The sequence below is a fragment of the Pseudomonas sp. FDAARGOS_380 genome, assembly GCF_002591235.1.
In the GTDB taxonomy this organism is placed as follows: domain Bacteria; phylum Pseudomonadota; class Gammaproteobacteria; order Pseudomonadales; family Pseudomonadaceae; genus Aquipseudomonas; species Aquipseudomonas salmasensis.
Genome location: NZ_CP023969.1, coordinates 6,472,302 through 6,492,360, shown reverse-complemented (window position 1 = coordinate 6,492,360; position 20,059 = coordinate 6,472,302). Strand labels below are relative to the sequence as shown.

Annotated in this window: 18 protein-coding genes; 14 read left to right on the top strand and 4 right to left on the bottom strand. The window is 60.6% G+C overall.

What is annotated here, in order from left to right; translation table 11 throughout:
• Entirely contained in the window at positions 1–648 is a 648-nt protein-coding gene (gene pdxH, locus CRN80_RS30265; protein ID WP_032893144.1) for a pyridoxamine 5'-phosphate oxidase, read from the top strand.
• Between the two features lie 264 nt (positions 649–912).
• Positions 913–1,377: a glycine zipper 2TM domain-containing protein gene (locus tag CRN80_RS30260; protein ID WP_003189251.1), complete on the top strand. Its 465-nt coding sequence runs from the start codon at positions 913–915 to the stop codon at positions 1,375–1,377.
• 170 nt (positions 1,378–1,547) lie between these two features.
• Here the strand turns inward: CRN80_RS30260 and nhaA are convergent, their stop codons facing one another.
• Complete coding sequence (gene nhaA, locus CRN80_RS30255) at positions 1,548–2,732, bottom strand: Na+/H+ antiporter NhaA (RefSeq protein WP_032893143.1); 1,185 nt, start codon at positions 2,730–2,732, stop codon at positions 1,548–1,550.
• A gap of 216 nt (positions 2,733–2,948) precedes the next feature.
• Here nhaA and CRN80_RS30250 point away from each other — a divergent pair, with 216 nt between their 5' ends.
• Entirely contained in the window at positions 2,949–4,043 is a 1,095-nt protein-coding gene (locus CRN80_RS30250) for a PLP-dependent cysteine synthase family protein (RefSeq protein ID WP_056790329.1), read from the top strand.
• Positions 4,044–4,167: 124 nt separating this feature from the next.
• Here the strand turns inward: CRN80_RS30250 and CRN80_RS30245 are convergent, their stop codons facing one another.
• Complete coding sequence (locus CRN80_RS30245; protein WP_098952537.1) at positions 4,168–5,166, bottom strand: AraC family transcriptional regulator; 999 nt, start codon at positions 5,164–5,166, stop codon at positions 4,168–4,170.
• Between the two features lie 338 nt (positions 5,167–5,504).
• Between CRN80_RS30245 and CRN80_RS30240 the strand changes: the two genes are divergently transcribed.
• The 3 genes from CRN80_RS30240 (at position 5,505) to CRN80_RS30230 (ending at position 8,537) form a co-directional block, all read left to right on the top strand.
• Entirely contained in the window at positions 5,505–6,836 is a 1,332-nt protein-coding gene (locus tag CRN80_RS30240) for a dicarboxylate/amino acid:cation symporter (RefSeq protein ID WP_003189258.1), read from the top strand.
• A 133-nt stretch (positions 6,837–6,969) separates the two neighbouring features.
• Positions 6,970–7,956 (top strand): XdhC family protein, encoded by a 987-nt coding sequence (locus CRN80_RS30235; protein WP_098952535.1) that lies wholly within the window; start codon positions 6,970–6,972, stop codon positions 7,954–7,956.
• A complete protein-coding gene (locus tag CRN80_RS30230) occupies positions 7,953–8,537 on the top strand; it encodes an NTP transferase domain-containing protein (protein WP_032893140.1) in 585 nt (194 codons plus the stop codon). The genes CRN80_RS30235 and CRN80_RS30230 overlap by 4 nt, the downstream gene beginning before the upstream one ends.
• A 528-nt stretch (positions 8,538–9,065) precedes the next feature.
• Here CRN80_RS30230 and rne read toward each other — a convergent pair.
• Complete coding sequence (gene rne / locus CRN80_RS30220) at positions 9,066–12,221, bottom strand: ribonuclease E (RefSeq protein ID WP_169918427.1); 3,156 nt, start codon at positions 12,219–12,221, stop codon at positions 9,066–9,068.
• A 766-nt stretch (positions 12,222–12,987) separates the two neighbouring features.
• On the opposite strand from rne, the gene rluC reads away from it, so the two are divergent.
• From rluC to CRN80_RS30205, 3 genes are read left to right on the top strand one after another with little or no spacing between them, the layout of a single operon-like run.
• Positions 12,988–13,947: a 23S rRNA pseudouridine(955/2504/2580) synthase RluC gene (gene rluC / locus CRN80_RS30215; RefSeq protein ID WP_003189264.1), complete on the top strand. Its 960-nt coding sequence runs from the start codon at positions 12,988–12,990 to the stop codon at positions 13,945–13,947.
• A complete protein-coding gene (locus CRN80_RS30210) occupies positions 13,934–14,596 on the top strand; it encodes an HAD-IA family hydrolase (RefSeq protein WP_098952531.1) in 663 nt (220 codons plus the stop codon). The genes rluC and CRN80_RS30210 overlap by 14 nt, the downstream gene beginning before the upstream one ends.
• 21 nt (positions 14,597–14,617) lie before the next feature.
• The gene (locus CRN80_RS30205; RefSeq protein ID WP_003189267.1) at positions 14,618–15,601 is read left to right on the top strand and encodes a S49 family peptidase; all 984 of its coding nucleotides are present in this window, start codon (positions 14,618–14,620) and stop codon (positions 15,599–15,601) included.
• Positions 15,602–15,732: 131 nt separating this feature from the next.
• On the opposite strand, the gene CRN80_RS30200 is transcribed toward CRN80_RS30205, so the two are convergent.
• Positions 15,733–16,311: a nucleoside triphosphate pyrophosphatase gene (locus CRN80_RS30200; protein WP_098952529.1), complete on the bottom strand. Its 579-nt coding sequence runs from the start codon at positions 16,309–16,311 to the stop codon at positions 15,733–15,735.
• A gap of 105 nt (positions 16,312–16,416) precedes the next feature.
• Here CRN80_RS30200 and CRN80_RS30195 point away from each other — a divergent pair, with 105 nt between their 5' ends.
• The 5 genes from CRN80_RS30195 (at position 16,417) to fabG (ending at position 19,991) form a co-directional block, all read left to right on the top strand.
• A complete protein-coding gene (locus CRN80_RS30195) occupies positions 16,417–16,947 on the top strand; it encodes a YceD family protein (protein ID WP_032893131.1) in 531 nt (176 codons plus the stop codon).
• 13 nt (positions 16,948–16,960) lie between these two features.
• On the top strand, positions 16,961–17,143 hold the full coding sequence (gene rpmF, locus CRN80_RS30190; protein WP_003179396.1) for a 50S ribosomal protein L32: 183 nt from the start codon (positions 16,961–16,963) through the stop codon (positions 17,141–17,143).
• A gap of 4 nt (positions 17,144–17,147) precedes the next feature.
• Positions 17,148–18,158 (top strand): phosphate acyltransferase PlsX, encoded by a 1,011-nt coding sequence (plsX, locus tag CRN80_RS30185; protein WP_098952527.1) that lies wholly within the window; start codon positions 17,148–17,150, stop codon positions 18,156–18,158.
• 126 nt (positions 18,159–18,284) lie between these two features.
• The gene (fabD, locus tag CRN80_RS30180; RefSeq protein ID WP_014719563.1) at positions 18,285–19,223 is read left to right on the top strand and encodes an ACP S-malonyltransferase; all 939 of its coding nucleotides are present in this window, start codon (positions 18,285–18,287) and stop codon (positions 19,221–19,223) included.
• A 24-nt stretch (positions 19,224–19,247) separates the two neighbouring features.
• Complete coding sequence (fabG, locus tag CRN80_RS30175; protein ID WP_003189275.1) at positions 19,248–19,991, top strand: 3-oxoacyl-ACP reductase FabG; 744 nt, start codon at positions 19,248–19,250, stop codon at positions 19,989–19,991.
• The last annotated feature ends 68 nt before the right edge of the window (positions 19,992–20,059 follow it).

Below are 20,059 nucleotides of genomic sequence, written 5' to 3'. Positions count from 1 at the left end.
ATGACCCAGGCACTGGCCGATATGCGCCGTGACTACACACGGGACGGTTTGAGCGAGGCCCAGGCCCCGGACGAGCCGTTTGCGTTGTTCCACCAATGGTTTGGCGATGCGGTTAAAACCGAACAGCCGCCAGTGGAGGCCAATGCCATGACGCTGGCGACAGTCGACCAGGACGGTCGCCCGCACTGCCGCATCCTGCTGCTCAAGGGCCTGGATGCGCAGGGCTTTACCTTCTTCACCAACTATCAGAGCGCCAAGGGTGAACAACTCGCGGCGCGACCGTTCGCGGCCATGACCTTCTTCTGGCCAACCCTGGAGCGCCAGGTACGCATTGAAGGGCGCGTGGTCAAGGTCACGCCTGAAGAGTCGGATGCTTATTACCAGGTGCGCCCGTTGGGCAGCCGCCTGGGCGCCTGGGCTTCTCCGCAGAGCAAGGTGATTCGTGATCGCGAAGAACTGCAGGCGCTGCTCAAGGCCACTGAAGAGCGCTTCAGCGATACCCAGCCCGATTGCCCCGAGCATTGGGGAGGGTACCGTTTACTGCCCGAGCGCATCGAGTTCTGGCAAGGCCGCGCCAGCCGCCTGCATGATCGTCTCAACTACCGTTTGCAAGACGGCCAATGGTCCCGCGAGCGTCTGGCGCCCTGAGCGTCACCTTTCGTCATCCCACCTGAATCAACACCGTTGCGCCGAAGTCTCTGTTCAAGAGGCTCCGGGCGCTTTCGGCTGTGCGCTACACTGATCGAGCCGGTTATGGCATCGTTCTGTACCCTGGCTTGGTTACCGTTCGTCGAGTTCTCTGGTGCTGGCAGTCTGTACTCAGGCTGAATGAAAGCAAGTTTCTGCCTGGCGCGCCGTGACACGCGCCAAGCCACAGCGTTTAATGAATACCTGTCCTTTGGAGTTGATGCTATGCGTAAGTCCGTTTTACTAGTTGCCTGCTTTACCACCCTGTCGTTGTTGTTGGGTGGCTGCGCCTCGAGTCTGACCGGCGACTCGTACTCTCGTGATGAGGCGCGTCGTGTACAGACCGTTCGCATGGGCACCATCGAATCCCTGCGTCCAGTGAAAATCGAAGGCACCAAAACCCCAATCGGCGGCGCTGCGGGCGCAGTCATCGGCGGCGTTGGCGGCAGCGCCATCGGTGGCGGCCGTGGCAGCATCGTTACTGCTGTGATCGGCGCAGTTGCGGGCGGCCTGCTGGGCTCGGCCACTGAAGAAGGCCTGACCCGTACCCAGGGCGTGGAAATCACCGTGCGCGAAGACGACGGCAGCATGCGCGCCTACGTACAAGCCGTGCAGGAAAATGAAATCTTCCGCATTGGCGACCGCGTACGCATCATGACCGTCGACGGTACCAGCCGCGTGACTCGCTAAGCCTTAAACTACAGGCGAAGAAAAACCCCCAACCGGGTGACCGGTTGGGGGTTTTTTGTAGGAGCGAGCTTGCTCGCGAAAAACGTTAACGATTACGCGTATTCAATGAATGCGGCGCCTGTAAGTTTTTCGCGAGCAAGAACTAGGCGTCCCCCTTGCTCCTACTTCAATCATGCAACGACGGCTTTCTTGCGACTCGCCATTGCCGTCACCGCATACCCGATAAAGGCCGCCAGGATCGACCCGGTCAGAATCCCCATGCGATCTTCACCGGCAAACTCGCTGGCGCCTGGCACAAACGCCAGGGAGCCGACAAACAGGCTCATGGTGAAGCCGATCCCGCACAGGATCGCTACGCCCAATACCTGGCCCCAATTGGCGCCGCTGGGCAGTGAGGCGATGCCGGTCTTGATCGCCAGCCAGGTGAGGCCGAACACACCGACGGTCTTGCCGATCAACAGGCCTGCGGCGATGCCCATGGGCACGGAGTGGGTGAAGCTTTCCAGGCTGACGCCCGTCAGAGAGACCCCGGCGTTGGCAAACGCGAACAGCGGCAGGATGGCGTAGGCCACCCATGGGTGCAGGGCGTGTTCCAGGCTCAGCAGCGGCGAGGTTTCGGCATTCTTGGTGCGCAGTGGAATGCAGAACGCCAGGGTCACGCCAGCCAGCGTCGCATGCACACCGCTCTTGAGTACGCACACCCACAGGATCAGGCCGATGATCATATACGGCCCCAGCTTGATCACGCCCAGGCGGTTCATCGCGATCAGCGCAATCAAACACGCCCCCGCGCCCGCCAGGGATGCGGTGGACAAGTCAGCGGAATAGAACAGGGCAATGACGATGATGGCCCCGAGGTCATCAATGATTGCCAAGGTCATCAGGAACAGCTTCAGCGACACCGGTACGCGCTTGCCCAGCAGGGCCAGAACGCCCAGCGCAAAGGCAATGTCGGTGGCCATAGGGATCGCCCAGCCAGCCAGGGCGGCGGGGTTGTCCTTGTTCAGCGCCCAGTAGATCAGCGCCGGCACCACCATGCCGCCGATGGCCGCTGCGCCAGGCAGCACCACTTGGGAAGGCTTGGACAGGTGGCCATCCAAAAGCTCGCGCTTGACCTCCAGGCCGATCAGCAGGAAAAACAGGGCCATCAGCCCATCGTTGATCCATAGCAGCGCCGGCTTGGCGATTTTCAGCGCGCCAACCTGTGCAACCACTGGCGTGTCGAGAAAGGCGTTGTACAGGTGCGACAACGGTGAGTTGTTGATAATCAGCGCCAAGGCAGCAGCGGCGATCAACAACAGGCCACTGGCGGCTTCCAGCTGGAAGAAACGGGTGAAAGTGCTACGCAGAGGCAAGGGATGCTCTCCAATCCAGGTTCAATAGGTGGGTACCCTAACCCGTACCGTTAGTTGTTAAAACAAAAGTTATATTCTTATTTGTTATAAGAGATGGCCCGGGACATCGGTGAGCCAAAGACTAGCAATTGTGTGTCCAATTGCGTCGTCACTGTATCTGTGTGGAGTGTAGGAAACATCTTAAGATCACCGTTGAAAACCTTTAGAGAAGCCAGCATGAGCGACCACCGTACCTGGGCCCGCGAAGCCATTCGTATCATTGAAGCGGACTTCCAGCGCAGCGCCGATACCCACCTGATCCCGCTGCCATTACCGGGTTTGCCAGGCATCGAGTTGTACTTCAAGGATGAGTCCAGCCACCCCACTGGCAGCTTGAAACACCGGCTGGCGCGCTCGCTGTTTCTGTATGCGCTGTGCAATGGCTGGCTCAAGCCGGGCGCTCCCGTTATCGAAGCGTCCAGTGGCTCCACGGCGATCTCGGAAGCCTACTTCGCGCGTTTGCTCGGCTTGCCGTTTATTGCCGTCATGCCCGCTACAACCTCTCAAGAGAAGATCGCCCAAATTGCCTTCTACGGGGGCAAAAGCCATCTGGTCCAGGACCCGACGCAGATCTACGCCGAATCCGAACGTCTGGCCCAGGAAAGCGGTGGTCACTTCATGGACCAGTTCACCTACGCCGAACGTGCTACCGACTGGCGAGCGAACAACAATATTGCCGAGTCGATCTTCCAGCAGATGCGCTTTGAACAGCACCCGGAGCCGAGTTGGTTGATTTCCAGCCCTGGCACCGGCGGCACCACCGCGACCCTGGGCCGCTACGTGCGTTATCGCCAGCATTGCACCCGGGTGCTGTGTGCCGATGCCGAACGCTCGGTGTTCTTCGACTTCTACCAGAGTGGTGACGCCAGCCTGCGCCTGGACTGTGGCTCGCGGATTGAAGGGATTGGTCGCCCACGGGTGGAGGCATCGTTTCTGCCGGCGGTGATTGATGCCATGGTCAAGGTGCCAGATGCGTTGTCCCTGGCGGCCATGCATTACCTGGCGCAGCGTTTAGGGCGACGGGTTGGTGGTTCCAGCGGGACCAACCTGATCGGTGCGCTGATGGCGGCGCAACAGATGAAAGCGGCGGGGGCGTCGGGGTCGATTGTCGCGATCTTGTGCGATGGCGGAGAGCGTTATGCCACGACCTATTATGATCAGGCGTGGTTGGCGGGGCAGGGCTATGAGCTGGAGGGTTTGATCGCGGCTGTAGCAGCAAGTGTCGAACGTGGTGAAGCGCTACCCGATAGCATCCTGCGGGCCAATATCTGACACCCTGCGAAACAGTGTGGGAGCCAGCTCCCACCTTTGAATGTATTCACACATTAAATTCTGAAACCCGTTTAACTGTGGGAGCTGGCTTGCCCCCGAACAGGCCCTCCCAGTCGATACACCTCTAACTCTCCTGCGCTCTGTAGGCCCCCGGGGTCAACCCCGTCCACTTCTTGAACGCCCGATGAAACGCCGACGGTTCGGAAAACCCCAATTGTTCGGCGATCTCCTGCAAAGACAAATCCGCCCGCCCCAAGTGGTAAATGGCGATATCCCGGCGTAACTCATCCTTCAATGCCTGAAAACTCGTGCCTTCTTCGCGCAGATGCCGGCGCAGGGTCTGTGGGCTGATGTGCAGGTGCTGGGCAACGGCTTCCAGGTCTGGCCAGGGCGTGCGGTCGCGGCTCAGCAGGCGGCGCAGCTGGCTGCTCAGGCTGTCGCCTTCATCCGGCCGGGATAACAAGTCGGCAGGGGAGCGCTGCAAGAAGTGCTTGAGGGTGCGTTCATCCTGCAACAGCGGCAGGCTCAGGTAACGGCTGGGAAACACCAGGCTACTGGTCGGCGCACCGAACACCTGGGGGCAGGGGAACAGCAGGTCGTATTCACCGGCATGGGCCGGCATCGGGTAACTGAAGGTGGCCTGCTGCAGCCGGATACGCTGGCCGATTAACCAACTGCCCAGGCGATGCCAGATTACCAGCAGGCATTCACTGAGAAAGTGGTCCGGGTCCCATAACTGCGAGTCGTCCAGGCTCAGGCGCGCCATGTCGCCTTCTTTGGTCAGCTGCCAGCGCGGGCCTTGGGGGAACAGGCTATAAAACAATAAGCCGCGCTCCAGCGCCTTCTCCAGCGTGCGGCAATGGATCAGCGCGTGGCACATCATGGCGAAGGTGCCACGTTTGCTCGGCCCTTCGGCAAACCCCAGGTATTCGTCATCCAGCTCCAGCCAGAGCATTTGCAACAACCGGGTAAATTGCTCTGGAGCGATGCGGGCGCGGGGCTCGGTCAGCAGTTCCGGGGTAATGCCCACCTGCTGCAACACCCCCGAGTAGTCAAAACCGGCCCGCCGCGCACCGCCGAGGGCTGCTCGGGCGTAATGGCTGGCGATGGTACGTTCACGCATGCAAGGGCCTCATCCATGGAGTGGCGGATGGTAGCCATCACCCGGCGGGGCGACAAGGCGGATATCCGCCAAATTGTAGGACGATACAGGGTGAGTGGGCGGAAATCCGCCACCTTGTTGCGCGTCTCGGAGTCGCCCGTAAACCCCAAGCCCTGATGTCTAAGGGCCTTCAGCGCGTTTAAGCAAAGTGGCACGCTGTTTGCGATAGGGATTACAGCGCAGGCTTGTTCCTACAGGCTTGGCAAACAACAAATCCCTCCAGTGCAGGAGGGTTCGCAATTCAAGTGCCGTGGGCAATGGCGGATATTTGCCACACGGGACGATTGAGGAACTTTGCAATGACGACTCGTCAGCCAATCTACAAATCCCTGTATTTCCAGGTGATCGTTGCAATCGTTATCGGTATCTTGCTCGGCCACTTCTACCCGCAGACCGGCGTGGCCCTCAAGCCACTGGGTGACGGCTTTATCAAGCTGATCAAAATGGTCATCGCCCCGATCATCTTCTGTACCGTGGTCAGCGGCATCGCTGGCATGCAAAGCATGAAGTCGGTGGGCAAGACCGGCGGCTACGCGCTGCTGTACTTCGAAATCGTTTCCACCATCGCCCTGCTGATTGGCCTGGTCGTGGTCAACGTGGTGCAGCCGGGCGCCGGCATGCACATCGACGTCGCGACCCTGGATGCTTCCAAAGTGGCGGCCTACGTCACCGCCGGTAAAGACCAGAGCATCGTCGGCTTTATCCTCAACGTCATCCCGAACACCATCGTCGGCGCCTTCGCCAACGGCGACATCCTGCAAGTGCTGATGTTCTCGGTGATCTTCGGTTTCGCCCTGCACCGCCTGGGTGCCTACGGCAAGCCGGTGCTGGACTTCATCGATCGCTTCGCCCACGTGATGTTCAACATCATCAACATGATCATGAAGCTCGCGCCAATCGGTGCCTTGGGCGCCATGGCGTTCACCATCGGCGCCTACGGTGTCGGTTCCCTGGTGCAGTTGGGCCAATTGATGATCTGCTTCTACATCACCTGCATCCTGTTCGTGGTGTTGGTGCTGGGCGCCATCTGCCGCGCTCACGGTTTCAGCGTGTTGAAGCTGATCCGCTACATCCGTGAAGAACTGCTGATCGTACTGGGTACCTCGTCTTCCGAATCCGCACTGCCACGCATGCTGATCAAGATGGAGCGCCTGGGCGCGAAGAAGTCCGTGGTCGGCCTGGTGATTCCAACCGGTTACTCCTTCAACCTCGACGGTACGTCGATCTACCTGACCATGGCGGCTGTGTTCATCGCCCAGGCGACCGACACCCACATGGACATCACTCACCAGATCACCCTGCTGCTGGTGCTGCTGCTGTCGTCCAAAGGCGCTGCTGGCGTGACCGGTTCGGGCTTCATCGTACTGGCCGCCACCCTGTCGGCCGTTGGCCACCTGCCGGTTGCGGGCCTGGCGCTGATCCTGGGTATCGACCGCTTCATGTCCGAAGCCCGTGCCCTGACCAACCTGGTGGGTAACGCAGTTGCCACCATCGTTGTGGCCAAGTGGGTCAAGGAACTGGACACCGACAAGCTGCAAAGCGAGTTGGCGTCTGGCGGTACCGGTATCTCCGAAACCCGCGAGCTCGATGATCTGGGCGTGGCTGAAGGCCCGGCGCCTGTCGTCAAATAAGTGGCTGCTGGCGTGAACTGACGCCAACGCTATCGGCAAACGCCCCGACTGGTTCGGGGCGTTTGCGTTTCTGGCGGGATGCTACGGATATTTTTGGTTTACAGTGAACGCGACAGTACTTATCGGAGGCCTGATGGACAGTGTGGATCTGAACGTCCTGCGCAGCGTGCTGCAATGGCGCCGCGCCGGGCAGCGCGTGATCTTGTACAGCGTGGTGCAAACCTGGGGCAGCGCGCCGCGCCCGCCGGGGGCAATGCTGGCCCTGCGCGGTGATGGCGTGGTGATTGGCTCGGTGTCGGGCGGTTGCATCGAGGATGACTTGATCGCACGCCTGCAAGATGGCCGCTTGCTTGCTGACGGCCCGCCTGTGCAGTTGGTGACTTACGGCGTCACTCGCGATGAGGCCGCACGTTTTGGCCTGCCCTGCGGTGGCACCCTGCGGCTCACCGAGGAGCGCGTGGAAGAGTGGGGTTGGGTCGAAGCGCTGCTGGCGCGTTGTGAAGATCATCAGATTGTCGCTCGCGAGCTGAATCTGGCCACGGGCGAGGTAACCTTGAGCACCGCCAGCAAGACCGACGCGGTGAGCTTCGACGGCGAACGCTTGCGCGCCATCTACGGCCCGCGCTGGCGCCTGCTGCTGATCGGCGCCGGGCAGCTGTCGCGCTACGTAGCGGAAATGGCGCGCCTGCTGGATTTCGAAGTGCTGATCTGCGACCCCCGCGAAGAGTTCGTCTACGGCTGGGAAGACCAGCATGGCCGCTTTGTGCCGGGCATGCCCGACGAGGCGGTGTTGAATATTCATACCGATGAACGCACGGCCATTGTCTGCCTGACCCACGATCCACGTCTGGATGACATGGCGTTGCTGACGGCGCTGAACTCCACGGCGTTCTATATCGGCGCCCTGGGTTCGCAGGTCAATACCCAGAAACGTCGGGAGAACCTGGCCGCGCTGGGCCTGTCGGCGGACGCCATCGCGCGTTTGCACGGGCCGATCGGCCTGCACATCGGCAGCCATACGCCGGCGGAAATTGCGCTGTCGCTGATGGCGGAAATTGTTGCGATCAAGAACGGGGTGGCACCGATGCAGAAAAAGCCGTTGGCAGTGGTGGCCGAGTGACGGTGACCGCAATTGTGCTGGCGGCGGGGCAGGGCAGTCGTTTTCGGGCTGAAGCAGGAGCTGATCAAGACAAGTTGCTTGCCGCTTGTGTGGGGCTGGATGGCGTTACCCGTCCGGTTATCGAGCAGGTGCTACGCAATTTGCCTCGGCGTGTCGAAAAGCGCTGGTTGGTGACTTCGCCGGAGCGCGCAGAGGTTATCCGTCTGGCAAAGGCTTATGGCTGTCAAGTTGTGCTGCTGGATTCGAGCGGGATGGGCGACAGCATTGCGGCGGCGGTCAAGGCCAGCGGTGCGGCGGATGGGTGGCTGGTGGTGTTGGGGGATATGCCGTTTATTCAGTCATCGAGTATCGAACGGGTGATTGCCAACGTGGAGGGCGTCACTGTGCCGGTATCTGCCGGGCAGTACGGGCATCCAGTGGCTTTTGATCGCACGTTTGGCCCGGCGCTGATGGCGCTGAGTGGGGATCGCGGAGCCAAGCCGTTGTTTGCGCGAGCACAGGTGCGGGAGATGCAGATGGATGATCCCGGTGTGCTTTGGGATGTGGATGTGCCGCAACGGTTGAGTTTTAGCGCAGATTAAAGGTGGGAGCTGGCTTGCCTGCGATTGCGGTGTGTCAGCCACATCCAGGCTGACTGAATTGACCCTATCGCAGCATAGGTATCTACATAACTTTGTGGGCTGTAGCAGCAGGCGGTAACCACGATGCGAAGCGAGCCGCTCTTGATCTTGATCTTAGGCGCCCCCCCAAATCACTGGCGAATTACGGGCACACCGAGCCTAAGCGAGGTGCCGAGTGGTGGGGCAAGAGCGTTTTGCTTACTTTTGCGCTGTTCAAAAGTGAGCCGCCGTCAGGGCGGAACCCTAAGCGGCCGTTACCGCAGAAATGGATATGTACACAATACAACTGTGTCGCCTGCCAGGCCGCCTTCGCGAGCAAGCCCGCTCCCACAGTGGGATCATTGGGGTGTCAGGTAGATAGGTATCGGCTGTCAGACCGCTATCGCAGGCAAGCCAGCTCCCACAGTGATTGCATTTCAAGTCGAGATAGCCAGCCATAAAAAAGCCCCGCCTGATCACTCAGGCGGGGCTTTTTAGTGGCGGTTGGAATCAGACGAGGGGTTTAGGCTCGTGCTCTGCTTCCTGGGCCTTGTGCTCTACCGCCTGGGCTGCGGCTGCGGCTGCAGCAGCTTCGGCTTCCTTGCGGCGACGACGCACTTCACGTGGGTCGTTCGGCGCACGGCCGTTTTCGGTGAGGGCGCTTGCAGGTGCAGCTTCAACCACAGGGGCGGCCACTTCGGCAACCACCGGGGCTTCGACTTCAACCACGGGCGCAGGCTCCGCAACCGGCGTCGGCTCAACCACTGGGGCTGGCTCGGCGGCGACTTCGGCAACCGGTGCCGGCGCTTCTTCTACCACTGGGGCAGGTGCTGGCGCTTCAACCGGTGCAGCCGGTTCGGCAGTCCACTGGAAGGCGGTCTGTTCTTCGCGAACTTCACGCACGGCCGGGGATGCTTCTTCGACCACCGGAGCTTCTACAGCCGCTTCGATTACTGGCTGAGGCTCAACCACTGGAGCCGGTTCAACGGCAACCGCTTCGGTTTCTGGCTGTGCATCGCGAACCGGGGCAACTTCCACTTCCGGAACCACTGGGGCTTCGACAGGGGTTGTGGCTTCAACGACTGGCGCTTCAACAACCGGCGCTTCGACCGCTGGGGTTTCGGCGGCTGGCGCTTCTACGGCAACAGTGTCTTCGACGGAAGCGGTAGCGCGTTCGGCTTGCTCGTGGGCCTGGGCTTCAGCGGGGGCGCTGATGACCGAGCTGGCAACGGCAGCGGTAACGGCCAAGCCGGCAGCCAGTTCGGCGCCTGTTGGTTCGTTGTTGGCAGCTTCTGGGTTTTCGCCGGTTTCTTCCGAACCTTCGATCACGTTGCCGTTGGCATCACGCTGACGCTCACGACGGTTGCTGCGACGACGCTGGCCACGGGAGCGGCGGCGTGGACGATCGCCTTCGGCGTTGTCCTGGCCGTCTTCCTGCAGTTGCTCTTCGCCGGTCAGTACTTCTTCTTCGCTGGCAGCAGCGGCTTGCTCGGCGCGTGGTTGACGCTCTTCACGTGGCGGGCGCGGTTGGCGCTCTTCACGGGGTGCGCGCTCTTCACGCGGCTGGCGGGCCGGGCGTTCTTCGGTGGTAACGGCTGCGGCAGTGGCAACGGCAGGTGCCGCGTCCAGAGGCTCGCGCAATTCACGCACACGTTCTTCACGCTCGCCACGTGGCTTGCGGTCTTCACGTGGAGCGCGTGGGGTACGTGGGGCGCGCTCTTCACGCGGTGCACGTTCTTCACGGGCGACGGTCGGGGTGTCTTCGCGGGCTTCGCGAGGCGCACGTTCTTCACGTGGTGCGCGTTCTTCACGCGGAGCACGTTCTTCGCGAGGCTTGCGCTCTTCGTCGCGGCGGCCATTGCGGTTACGGCTCTGCTGGCGACCGTTGCGACGTTCTTCATTGCGCGCCGGGCGCTCGGTGGCAGGTTTTTCAACCACAACCGGGGCAGCAGGCTCTTCCTTGGTGGCGAACAGGCTGACCAGCGACTTCACCAGGCCCTTGAACAGGCTTGGCTCAGGCAGGGCGGCCGGTGCGGCAACCGGGGCGGCAGCTTCGGTCGGTACCGGTGCGTTGGCGCGGGCCGGCGCAGTCTTGACGGCCGCTTCCTGGCGAACCAGGGTGCGGGTCGCAGCGGCTGGCTGGACTTCTTCGACTTCGGCAGCAGCCGCAGCGATTTCATAGCTGGACTGGCCGCTGTGGGCTTCCGGGCTGTCATCACGCAGGCGCTGGACTTCGAAGTGCGGCGTCTCGAGGTGATCGTTCGGCAGGATGACGATACGGGCACGGGTGCGCAGTTCGATCTTGGTGATCGAGTTGCGTTTTTCGTTGAGCAGGAAGGCCGCAACCGGAATCGGCACTTGTGCGCGAACTTCGGCGGTACGGTCTTTCAGGGCTTCTTCTTCGATCAGGCGCAGGATCGCCAGGGACAGCGATTCAACGTCACGGATGATGCCGGTGCCGTTGCAACGTGGGCAAACGATGCCGCTGCTCTCGCCCAGGGATGGACGCAGGCGCTGACGGGACATTTCCAGCAGGCCGAAGCGCGAGATGCGGCCGACTTGCACGCGAGCGCGGTCAGCTTCCAGGCATTCGCGGACTTTCTCTTCCACGGCGCGCTGGTTCTTGGCTGGGGTCATGTCGATGAAGTCGATGACGATCAGGCCGCCGATGTCACGCAGGCGCAGCTGGCGGGCGATTTCTTCAGCCGCTTCCAGGTTGGTCTGCAGGGCGGTTTCTTCGATGTCGCTGCCTTTGGTCGCACGCGCCGAGTTGATGTCGATGGACACCAGGGCTTCGGTCGGGTCGATCACGATGGAGCCGCCGGAAGGCAGTTCGACCACGCGCTGGAAGGCGGTCTCGATCTGGCTTTCGATCTGGAAACGGTTGAACAGCGGCACGCTGTCTTCGTACAGCTTGATCTTGCTGGCGTACTGCGGCATCACCTGGCGGATGAAGGTCAGGGCTTCGTCCTGGGCTTCAACGCTGTCGATCAGCACTTCGCCGATGTCCTGGCGCAGGTAATCGCGGATGGCGCGGATGATCACGTTGCTTTCCTGGTAGATCAGGAATGGCGCGGAACGATCCAGGGACGCTTCTTTGATAGCGGTCCACAGTTGCAGCAGGTAGTCGAGGTCCCACTGCATTTCTTCGCTGCTGCGGCCAAGGCCGGCAGTGCGCACGATCAGGCCCATGTCGGCCGGTGCGATCAGGCCGTTCAGCGCTTCACGCAGTTCGTTGCGCTCTTCACCTTCAATGCGACGGGAAATACCGCCAGCACGTGGGTTGTTCGGCATCAGTACGAGGTAACGACCGGCGAGGCTGATGAAGGTGGTCAGGGCTGCGCCCTTGTTGCCACGTTCTTCTTTTTCGACCTGGACGATGACTTCCTGGCCTTCGCTCAGGACGTCCTTGATGTTCACGCGGCCTTCGGGGGCTTTCTTGAAGTATTCGCGGGAGATTTCTTTAAGGGGCAGGAAGCCGTGGCGCTCGGAGCCGAAATCGACAAAGGCAGCCTCAAGGCTTGGTTCGATGCGAGTGATACGGCCTTTATAGATGTTGGCCTTTTTCTGCTCGCGTGCACCGGATTCGATATCCAGGTCGTAGAGGCGTTGGCCATCTACCAGTGCAACACGCAACTCTTCGGGTTGAGTTGCGTTAATCAGCATTCTTTTCATGTTGTACCGTCGGTTTCCGGGCTGCCGGAAACGGCGTTCGGCACACACGACTTCTCACGGTCGGTGTCAGGTGCGTCAAGAGTGGTTGGCCACTCCAGTGTCCAGCAAAATCGGCCAATTGGGCCGGTATCGCGACGGACGCGTCCTGCTCGTTAGCGGTGGTGACAAAGGCACCACTTCAACAAAAGCTAAGGTCAGGAGGAGGAATCAACCGGCGACTGTGGACGAGATGAAGCGTCTAAAACAAGCCTAGTGCTACACAGTCCGACGGTTGTGCATCTCCACCCTACACGTATCCCTGATAATTCGGGTGCTGCCGCGCGCAGAATCCGCAGCGGGTTGGCATTTACCGTGTTCTCCAATGGGGAGTCCACGCTCATGGCTAAACAAGACTAGGTGTGGGCGGTTGCGCTCTCACTCAGCTCTTAACAGGCGTTGTTTCCGAAGTATTCGCCATGGTCTGGCTCAAAACTGACTGCACTTTGTGAACTGGCCGTAAATATCGGCGCAAAAGGCGAGTATTCACTCTGCTTTCTGCACTCGCTTCAGGCCTCATGTCACCTGCGCTTGTTACAGTGTTGAGCCTCCCAAGGTGGCAAAAGCCCCGTAGGACGGCCTCGCGTCCTGATGAATTGCGATGGTCAGGGCCGGCAGTTTGCCGCATGTCCTCTGTCCAGGCCGCTTTTGGCGGCGTTCGCGACTATAGCAGTAATGATTAAGTGCTTCAATTCCATAAAAAATTGTTATCATCGCCGCCATGACGACTACCGCCCCCCCGACCCCCAGCGTCCAGCTGCTTGAGGTCTCGCCGGAATATGCCGGCCAACGCATCGACAATTTTCTCCTGGCCAGGCTCAAAGGCGTGCCCAAGACCTTGATTTACCGCATCTTGCGCAAAGGCGAAGTGCGCGTGAACAAGGGGCGCATCAAGCCTGAGTACAAGCTGCAGGCGGGCGATATCGTCCGTGTGCCGCCCGTGCGCGTGCCTGAGCGCGACGAGCCGGTGCCGCTGGCCCAAGGCCTGTTGCAGCGCCTGGAAGCGTCGATTGTGTTCGAAGACAACAAGCTGATCGTGATCAACAAGCCTTGTGGTATTGCGGTTCACGGCGGCAGTGGCTTGAACTTCGGCGTGATCGAAGCCTTTCGTCAGTTGCGCCCCGATTGCAAGGAGCTGGAGTTGGTCCATCGCCTGGACCGCGACACGTCTGGCCTGCTGATGATCGCCAAGAAGCGCAGCATGTTGCGCCATCTGCACACCGCCCTGCGTGGCGATGGCGTGGACAAACGCTACATGGCGCTGGTGCGCGGCAACTGGGCCAGCTCGATCAAGAGCGTGCGTGCGCCGCTGCAGAAGAGCAACCTGCGCTCCGGCGAGCGCATGGTCGAAGTGGACGAGGAGGGCAAAGAGGCCCTGACCCTGTTCAAGGTGCTGCGTCGCTTCGGGGACTTTGCCACCATGGTCGAGGCCAAGCCGGTCACCGGCCGTACCCACCAGATTCGGGTGCACACCCTGCATGCAGGTCACTGCATCGCCGGTGACACCAAGTACGGCGACGAGGATTTCTCCAAGGAAATTCGCGATCTGGGCGGTAAGCGGCTGTTCCTGCACGCCTACATGCTCACCGTGCCGCTGCCCGATGGCGGCGAGTTGAAACTGCAGGCGCCGGTCGATGAAATGTGGGCCAAGACCGTGGAGCGTTTGAGTGTCGCACCTTGACTACAAGCTGCTGATCTTCGATTGGGACGGGACGCTGGCCAATTCCATTGGCCGCATCGTCGAGTCCATGCACATGGCCTCGACCCGCTCGGGCTTTGACTTGTGCACGGACCTGGCAGTCAAGGGCATTATCGGCCTGGGTTTGCCTGAAGCCATTCGCACCCTGTACCCCGACATCAGCGACGCCGAGCTGGTAGCGTTTCGCGAGCACTACGCCGACCACTACATTGCGCTGGAAGCTACGCCTTCGCCGCTGTTTGAAGGTGTGGTGCAATCGCTGGAAGCGTTTCGTGCCCAGGGTTATCACCTGGCGGTCGCCACCGGCAAGGCTCGTCGCGGCCTGGACCGTGTGCTCAAGGCTCACGGCTGGGAAGATTACTTTGATATCACCCGTGCTGCGGATGAAACCGCCAGCAAGCCCCATCCCTTGATGCTGGAACAGATCCTTGCGCACTGTGGTGTAACGCCACGCGAGGCATTGATGGTGGGCGATGCGTCTTTCGACCTGATGATGGCGCGCAATGCGGGCATGGACAGCGTCGCGGTCAGCTACGGCGCCCAGTCGGCCGAGGCATTGCAGCAATACGAACCGAGACTGACGATTGATCATTTTTCCGAACTGCAGGCCTGGCTCGGCCGGGCCCGATAAGTCTTTGCTGGGGTTGATGGCATGAGTGACGAGTGGAAAGCGCCTGAAAAGGCCGAGAGCAGTGATGATAAAAGCTGGAAGCTGCTGGAGAAGACCCTCCTGGCCAGTGTCCAGGAGCAACGCCGTTCGCGGCGCTGGGGGATTTTCTTCAAGCTGCTGACCTTTGTGTACCTGCTTGGCATGCTGGCGCTGTTCAGCCCGCTGATGGACATGGAAAAGAGCGCCACCCGTGGCAGTCACTACACCGCCTTGATCGAAGTGCGTGGCGTGATTGCCGACAAGGAGCCCGCCAGTGCCGACAATATCGTCACCAGCCTACGCGCGGCCTTTGAGGACCCCAAGGTCAAAGGCGTGGTCCTGCGCATCAACAGCCCAGGCGGCAGCCCGGTGCAGTCGGGCTATGTGTATGACGAGATTCGTCGTCTGCGCGCCTTGCATCCGGATACCAAGCTCTATGCCGTGATCTCCGACCTGGGTGCCTCGGGCGCCTATTACATTGCCAGCGCTGCGGACCAGATCTATGCCGACAAGGCCAGCTTGGTGGGTTCTATTGGTGTGACCGCGGCCGGTTACGGTTTTGTCGGTGCCATGGAGAAGCTGGGGATAGAGCGTCGCACCTACACCTCGGGTGAGCATAAGTCGTTCCTCGATCCATTCCAGCCGCAGAAGGCGGATGAAACCGCGTTCTGGCAGGGCGTTCTCGACACTACTCATCGTCAGTTCATTGCCAGCGTCAAGCAGGGCCGTGGGGATCGTCTGAAGGATAAAGACCATCCAGAGCTGTTCTCTGGCCTGGTCTGGTCGGGTGAGCAGGCGTTGCCGCTGGGCCTGATCGATGGCCTGGGCAGTGCCAGTTCGGTGGCGCGGGATGTGGTGGGTGAGAAGGAGTTGGTGGATTTTACGGTCGAGGAATCGCCGTTTGATCGGTTCTCCAAGAAGCTTGGTGCCAGTGTGGCGGAGAAGCTAGCTCTGTATATGGGCTTCCAGGGGCCGTCCCTGCGCTGAAATTCCAAGCTTGGTGTAGGTCAACTGTGGGAGCGGGCTTGCCCGCGATAGCGATGGATTAGTCGATATAAGTGTCGCCTGGTACACCGCTATCGCAGGCAAGCCAGCTCCCACATTGTTTTACGATGGTTTCAAGGGATCTGTGCGCCTTCGGTCAGCAGCATGTCCACCAGCCGAATCAGTGGCAGCCCTATAAGGCTGGTCGCATCCGGCCCGTCCGTGCTCTGGAATAAGCTCACACCCAGGCCCTCTGCCTTGAAACTGCCCGCACAGTCATAAGGCTGCTCGATCCGCAGGTAGCGATCAATACGTTCTGCATCCAGTTCGCGCATGTGTACGGTAAACGGCACGCAGTCGACCTGGCAGTGCCCAGTCTCGCTGTTGAGCAGTGCCAGGCCCGTGAGGAAGCTCACACGCTTGCCGCTGGCAGCCAGCAGTTGCTCGCGGGCGTTTTCGAAGGTGTGGGGCTTGCCGATGATCCGGCCTTCCAGTGCAGCGACCTGATCCGAGCCAATGATTAAATGGCCAGGATGGCTGGCGGCGAGGGCGCGGGCCTTTTGCTCGGCCAGGCGCTTGACCAGTTCGATGGCGGACTCATCCGGGCGGTGGCTTTCGTCGATATCCGGCGAGCTGCAGGTGAACGGCAGGTGCAGGCGGCTCAGTAATTCCCGGCGATAAACCGAGCTGGACGCGAGTAATAAAGGCAGCATATACGTCTCCTCAAGGCAGTCGCCGATTCTAGCGACGTGACCGGCTGACGCACAGGGCTGAATTTCCTTTGACATGGCCGGGTGCATCCCTATAATGCTGCGCCTATGTTGAATGACCCGATTCCACCTCACGTTGACCCGCGCAAATTGGCTGATCGTGGCACCACCCTTCAAGGTGAAGTGCTGCTGGCCGATTTGGAGAGACTCTGCGACCCGCTTTCCGACACTGTCGGTACGGTGCAGGCACAATTCGTTTTTGAACGAGATGAACGTAAATCTGTGGTAATCCACAGCGTTATCGACACCGAAGTCAAAATGGTTTGCCAGCGTTGTCTTGAGCTGGTCACCCTGCCGATCCACAGCGAATGCAGTTATGCTGTGGTGAAAGAGGGTGCGAATACCCAGTCGTTGCCGAAAGGTTATGACGTGCTGGAACTGGGCGAAGATCCATTGGATCTGCATGCACTGATCGAGGAGGAGCTTTTGCTCGCCTTGCCCATTGTGCCTGCTCATCATCCGGAAGAATGCCAGCAGCCGGAGGGTCTCGATGACGAGGCCGAGCCGAGCGAGGACGAGGTAACGCGGTCCAACCCGTTCAGTGTATTGGCGCAGTTAAAGCGTGACCCAAACGTTTAGGAGTTAATCAATTATGGCTGTTCAGCAGAACAAAAAATCCCGCTCCGCCCGTGACATGCGCCGTTCGCACGACGCTCTCGAGGCTAGCACCCTGTCTGTGGAAAAGACCACTGGTGAAGTTCACCTGCGTCACCACGTATCGCCAGAAGGCGTATACCGTGGCCGTAAAGTGATCGACAAGGGCGCTGACGAGTAATCACTTGTCTGCTCAAGTCATCGCGATTGACGCAATGGGCGGGGACTTCGGTCCCCGCAGCATTGTTCAGGCCTGCATTGCCAGCCTGTCTGCCACGCCCTCGCTGCACCTGACCCTCGTCGGTCAACCCTCCCTACTTGAAGAACTGATTGCCAGCCATCCGGCGGTGGATCGCGCGCGCCTGACGATTACGCCAGCCAGCGAAACCATTGGCATGGATGAAAAGCCGGCGGTTGCCCTGCGGGGCAAGCCTGATTCTTCAATGCGGGTGGCCCTTGAGCTGCTGCGTGATGGCAAGGTGCAAGCCTGTGTCAGTGCCGGTAATACCGGCGCGTTGATGGCCTTGTCGCGGCATGTGCTCAAGACCTTGCCGGGTATTGATCGGCCGGCCATGGTGGCGGCGATCCCGACGCAGAAGGGCTATTGCCAACTGCTGGACCTGGGCGCCAATGTCGATTGCAGCGCCGAGCACCTGTTGCAGTTCGCCGTAATGGGTTCGGTGGCCGCCGAGGCGCTCGGCGTAGCCCGACCCAGGGTGGCCCTGCTGAATATTGGCACCGAGGACATCAAGGGCAACCAGCAGGTCAAGCTTGCCGCCACCTTGTTGCAAGGCGCGCGGGGTTTGAACTACATCGGCTTTGTCGAGGGCGATGGTTTGTACCGTGGCGAAGCTGACGTGGTGGTGTGCGACGGCTTTGTCGGTAATATCCTGCTCAAGTCCAGCGAAGGCTTGGCAACTATGATTGCCGCGCGTATCGAAGCGTTGTTCAAACGCAACATGGCGTCACGTATGGTGGGTGCCTTGGCGCTGCCCTTGATGCGACGCTTGCAGGCCGACCTGGCGCCAGCACGGCACAACGGTGCAAGCTTTCTTGGCTTGCAGGGTATTGTGGTGAAAAGCCACGGTTCGGCCGGTGTGCTGGGCTTTCAAAGTGCAATTGCGCGGGCCCTGATCGAGATTCAAGAGAACCTGCCGCAACGCTTGCACGGACGTCTTGAGGATCTGTTGCCTTAGGCGAATTGGCCCGGGAGTGCTTAAATGTGACCGGCCAGTTCAATTGACCATCCAATCTGTCAGTTTCGTTCGCGCCCACCGTAGGCGCGAGCATTTTTGACGACCAGATCATTAGGGGCTTGTTACATGTCTACATCCCTCGCATTCGTCTTTCCAGGGCAGGGTTCGCAGTCCCTCGGCATGTTGGCCGAGCTGGGCGCGCAATACCCGCTGATCCTGGACACTTTCAAGGAAGCTTCCGACGCCCTGGGTTATGACCTGTGGGCACTGACCCAGCAAGGGCCGGAAGCGCTGCTCAACCAAACCGATAAAACCCAGCCGGCCATCCTGACCGCCTCGATCGCCCTGTGGCGCTTGTGGCTGGCAGAAGGCGGCGCACGCCCTGCCTTTGTCGCGGGTCACAGCCTGGGCGAGTACAGCGCCCTGGTGGCCGCGGGCAGCCTGACCTTGGCTGAAGCGGTCAAGCTGGTCGAGCGTCGCGGCCAACTGATGCAAGAAGCCGTTCCGGCCGGGCAGGGCGGCATGGCCGCTATCCTGGGCCTGGACGACGCGGTGGTGATCGAAGCCTGCGCCGAAGCGGCCCAGGGCGAAGTGGTCAGCGCGGTGAACTTCAACTCCCCAGGCCAGGTGGTGATCGCCGGTGCCAAGGCGGCTGTCGAGCGCGCCATCGAAGGTTGCAAGGCCCGTGGCGCCAAGCGTGCCCTGCCATTGCCGGTGAGCGTACCGTCCCACTGCGAACTGATGCGCCCGGCTGCCGAGCGTTTTGCCGAGTCTATCGCGGCCATCAACTGGCAGGCGCCGCAGATCCCGCTGGTGCAGAACGTCAGCGCGGCCGTGGCCGCCGACCTCGACACCCTCAAGCGCGACCTGCTGGAGCAACTGTACAAGCCAGTGCGCTGGGTTGAATCGGTCCAGACCCTGGCGGCCAACGGTGCCACTGAACTGGTCGAGTGCGGCCCGGGCAAAGTCCTGGCCGGCTTGAACAAGCGCTGCGCCGACGGTGTGTCGACCGCCAACCTCAATACCCCTGAAGCCTTCGCTGCCGCTCGCGCGGCACTGGCCTGAATCCCGTACTTAGGAGAAGCCTGCATGAGTCTGCAAGGTAAAGTTGCACTGGTTACCGGCGCAAGCCGTGGCATTGGCCAGGCGATCGCCCTGGAGCTGGGCCGTCAGGGCGCCGTTGTGATCGGCACCGCCACCTCTGCCTCGGGCGCCGAGCGTATCGCCGCGACCTTGAAGGAAAACGGCGTGCAAGGCACCGGTCTTGAACTGAATGTGACCAGCGATGAGTCCGTGGCTGCCGTACTGGCCCAGATCACTGCTCAGTTCGGTGCGCCGGCTATTCTGGTGAATAATGCCGGGATCACCCGTGACAACCTCATGATGCGCATGAAAGACGACGAGTGGTACGACGTGGTCGATACCAACCTGAACAGTCTGTTTCGCCTGTCCAAAGGCGTTTTGCGCGGCATGACCAAGGCGCGTTGGGGCCGAATTATCAATATTGGCTCCGTAGTGGGTGCCATGGGCAACGCAGGCCAAGTAAACTATGCCTCTGCCAAGGCCGGCCTGGAAGGTTTCAGCCGCGCACTGGCGCGTGAAGTCGGCTCGCGGTCGATTACGGTCAACTCGGTGGCCCCTGGGTTCATCGACACCGATATGACCCGCGAACTGCCGGAAGCACAGCGCGAAGCCTTGCTGACGCAGATTCCGCTGGGCCGTCTGGGCCAGGCCCAAGAGATCGCGAATGTGGTCACTTTCCTGGCATCTGACGGTGCGGCATACGTGACTGGGGCTACAATCCCGGTTAACGGCGGGATGTACATGAGTTAAATTGTGACGGATCGCTTCAAAAAAATGTCATACGAGCTGTCTAAAATCCGTTATAAAGCTGCAACTTA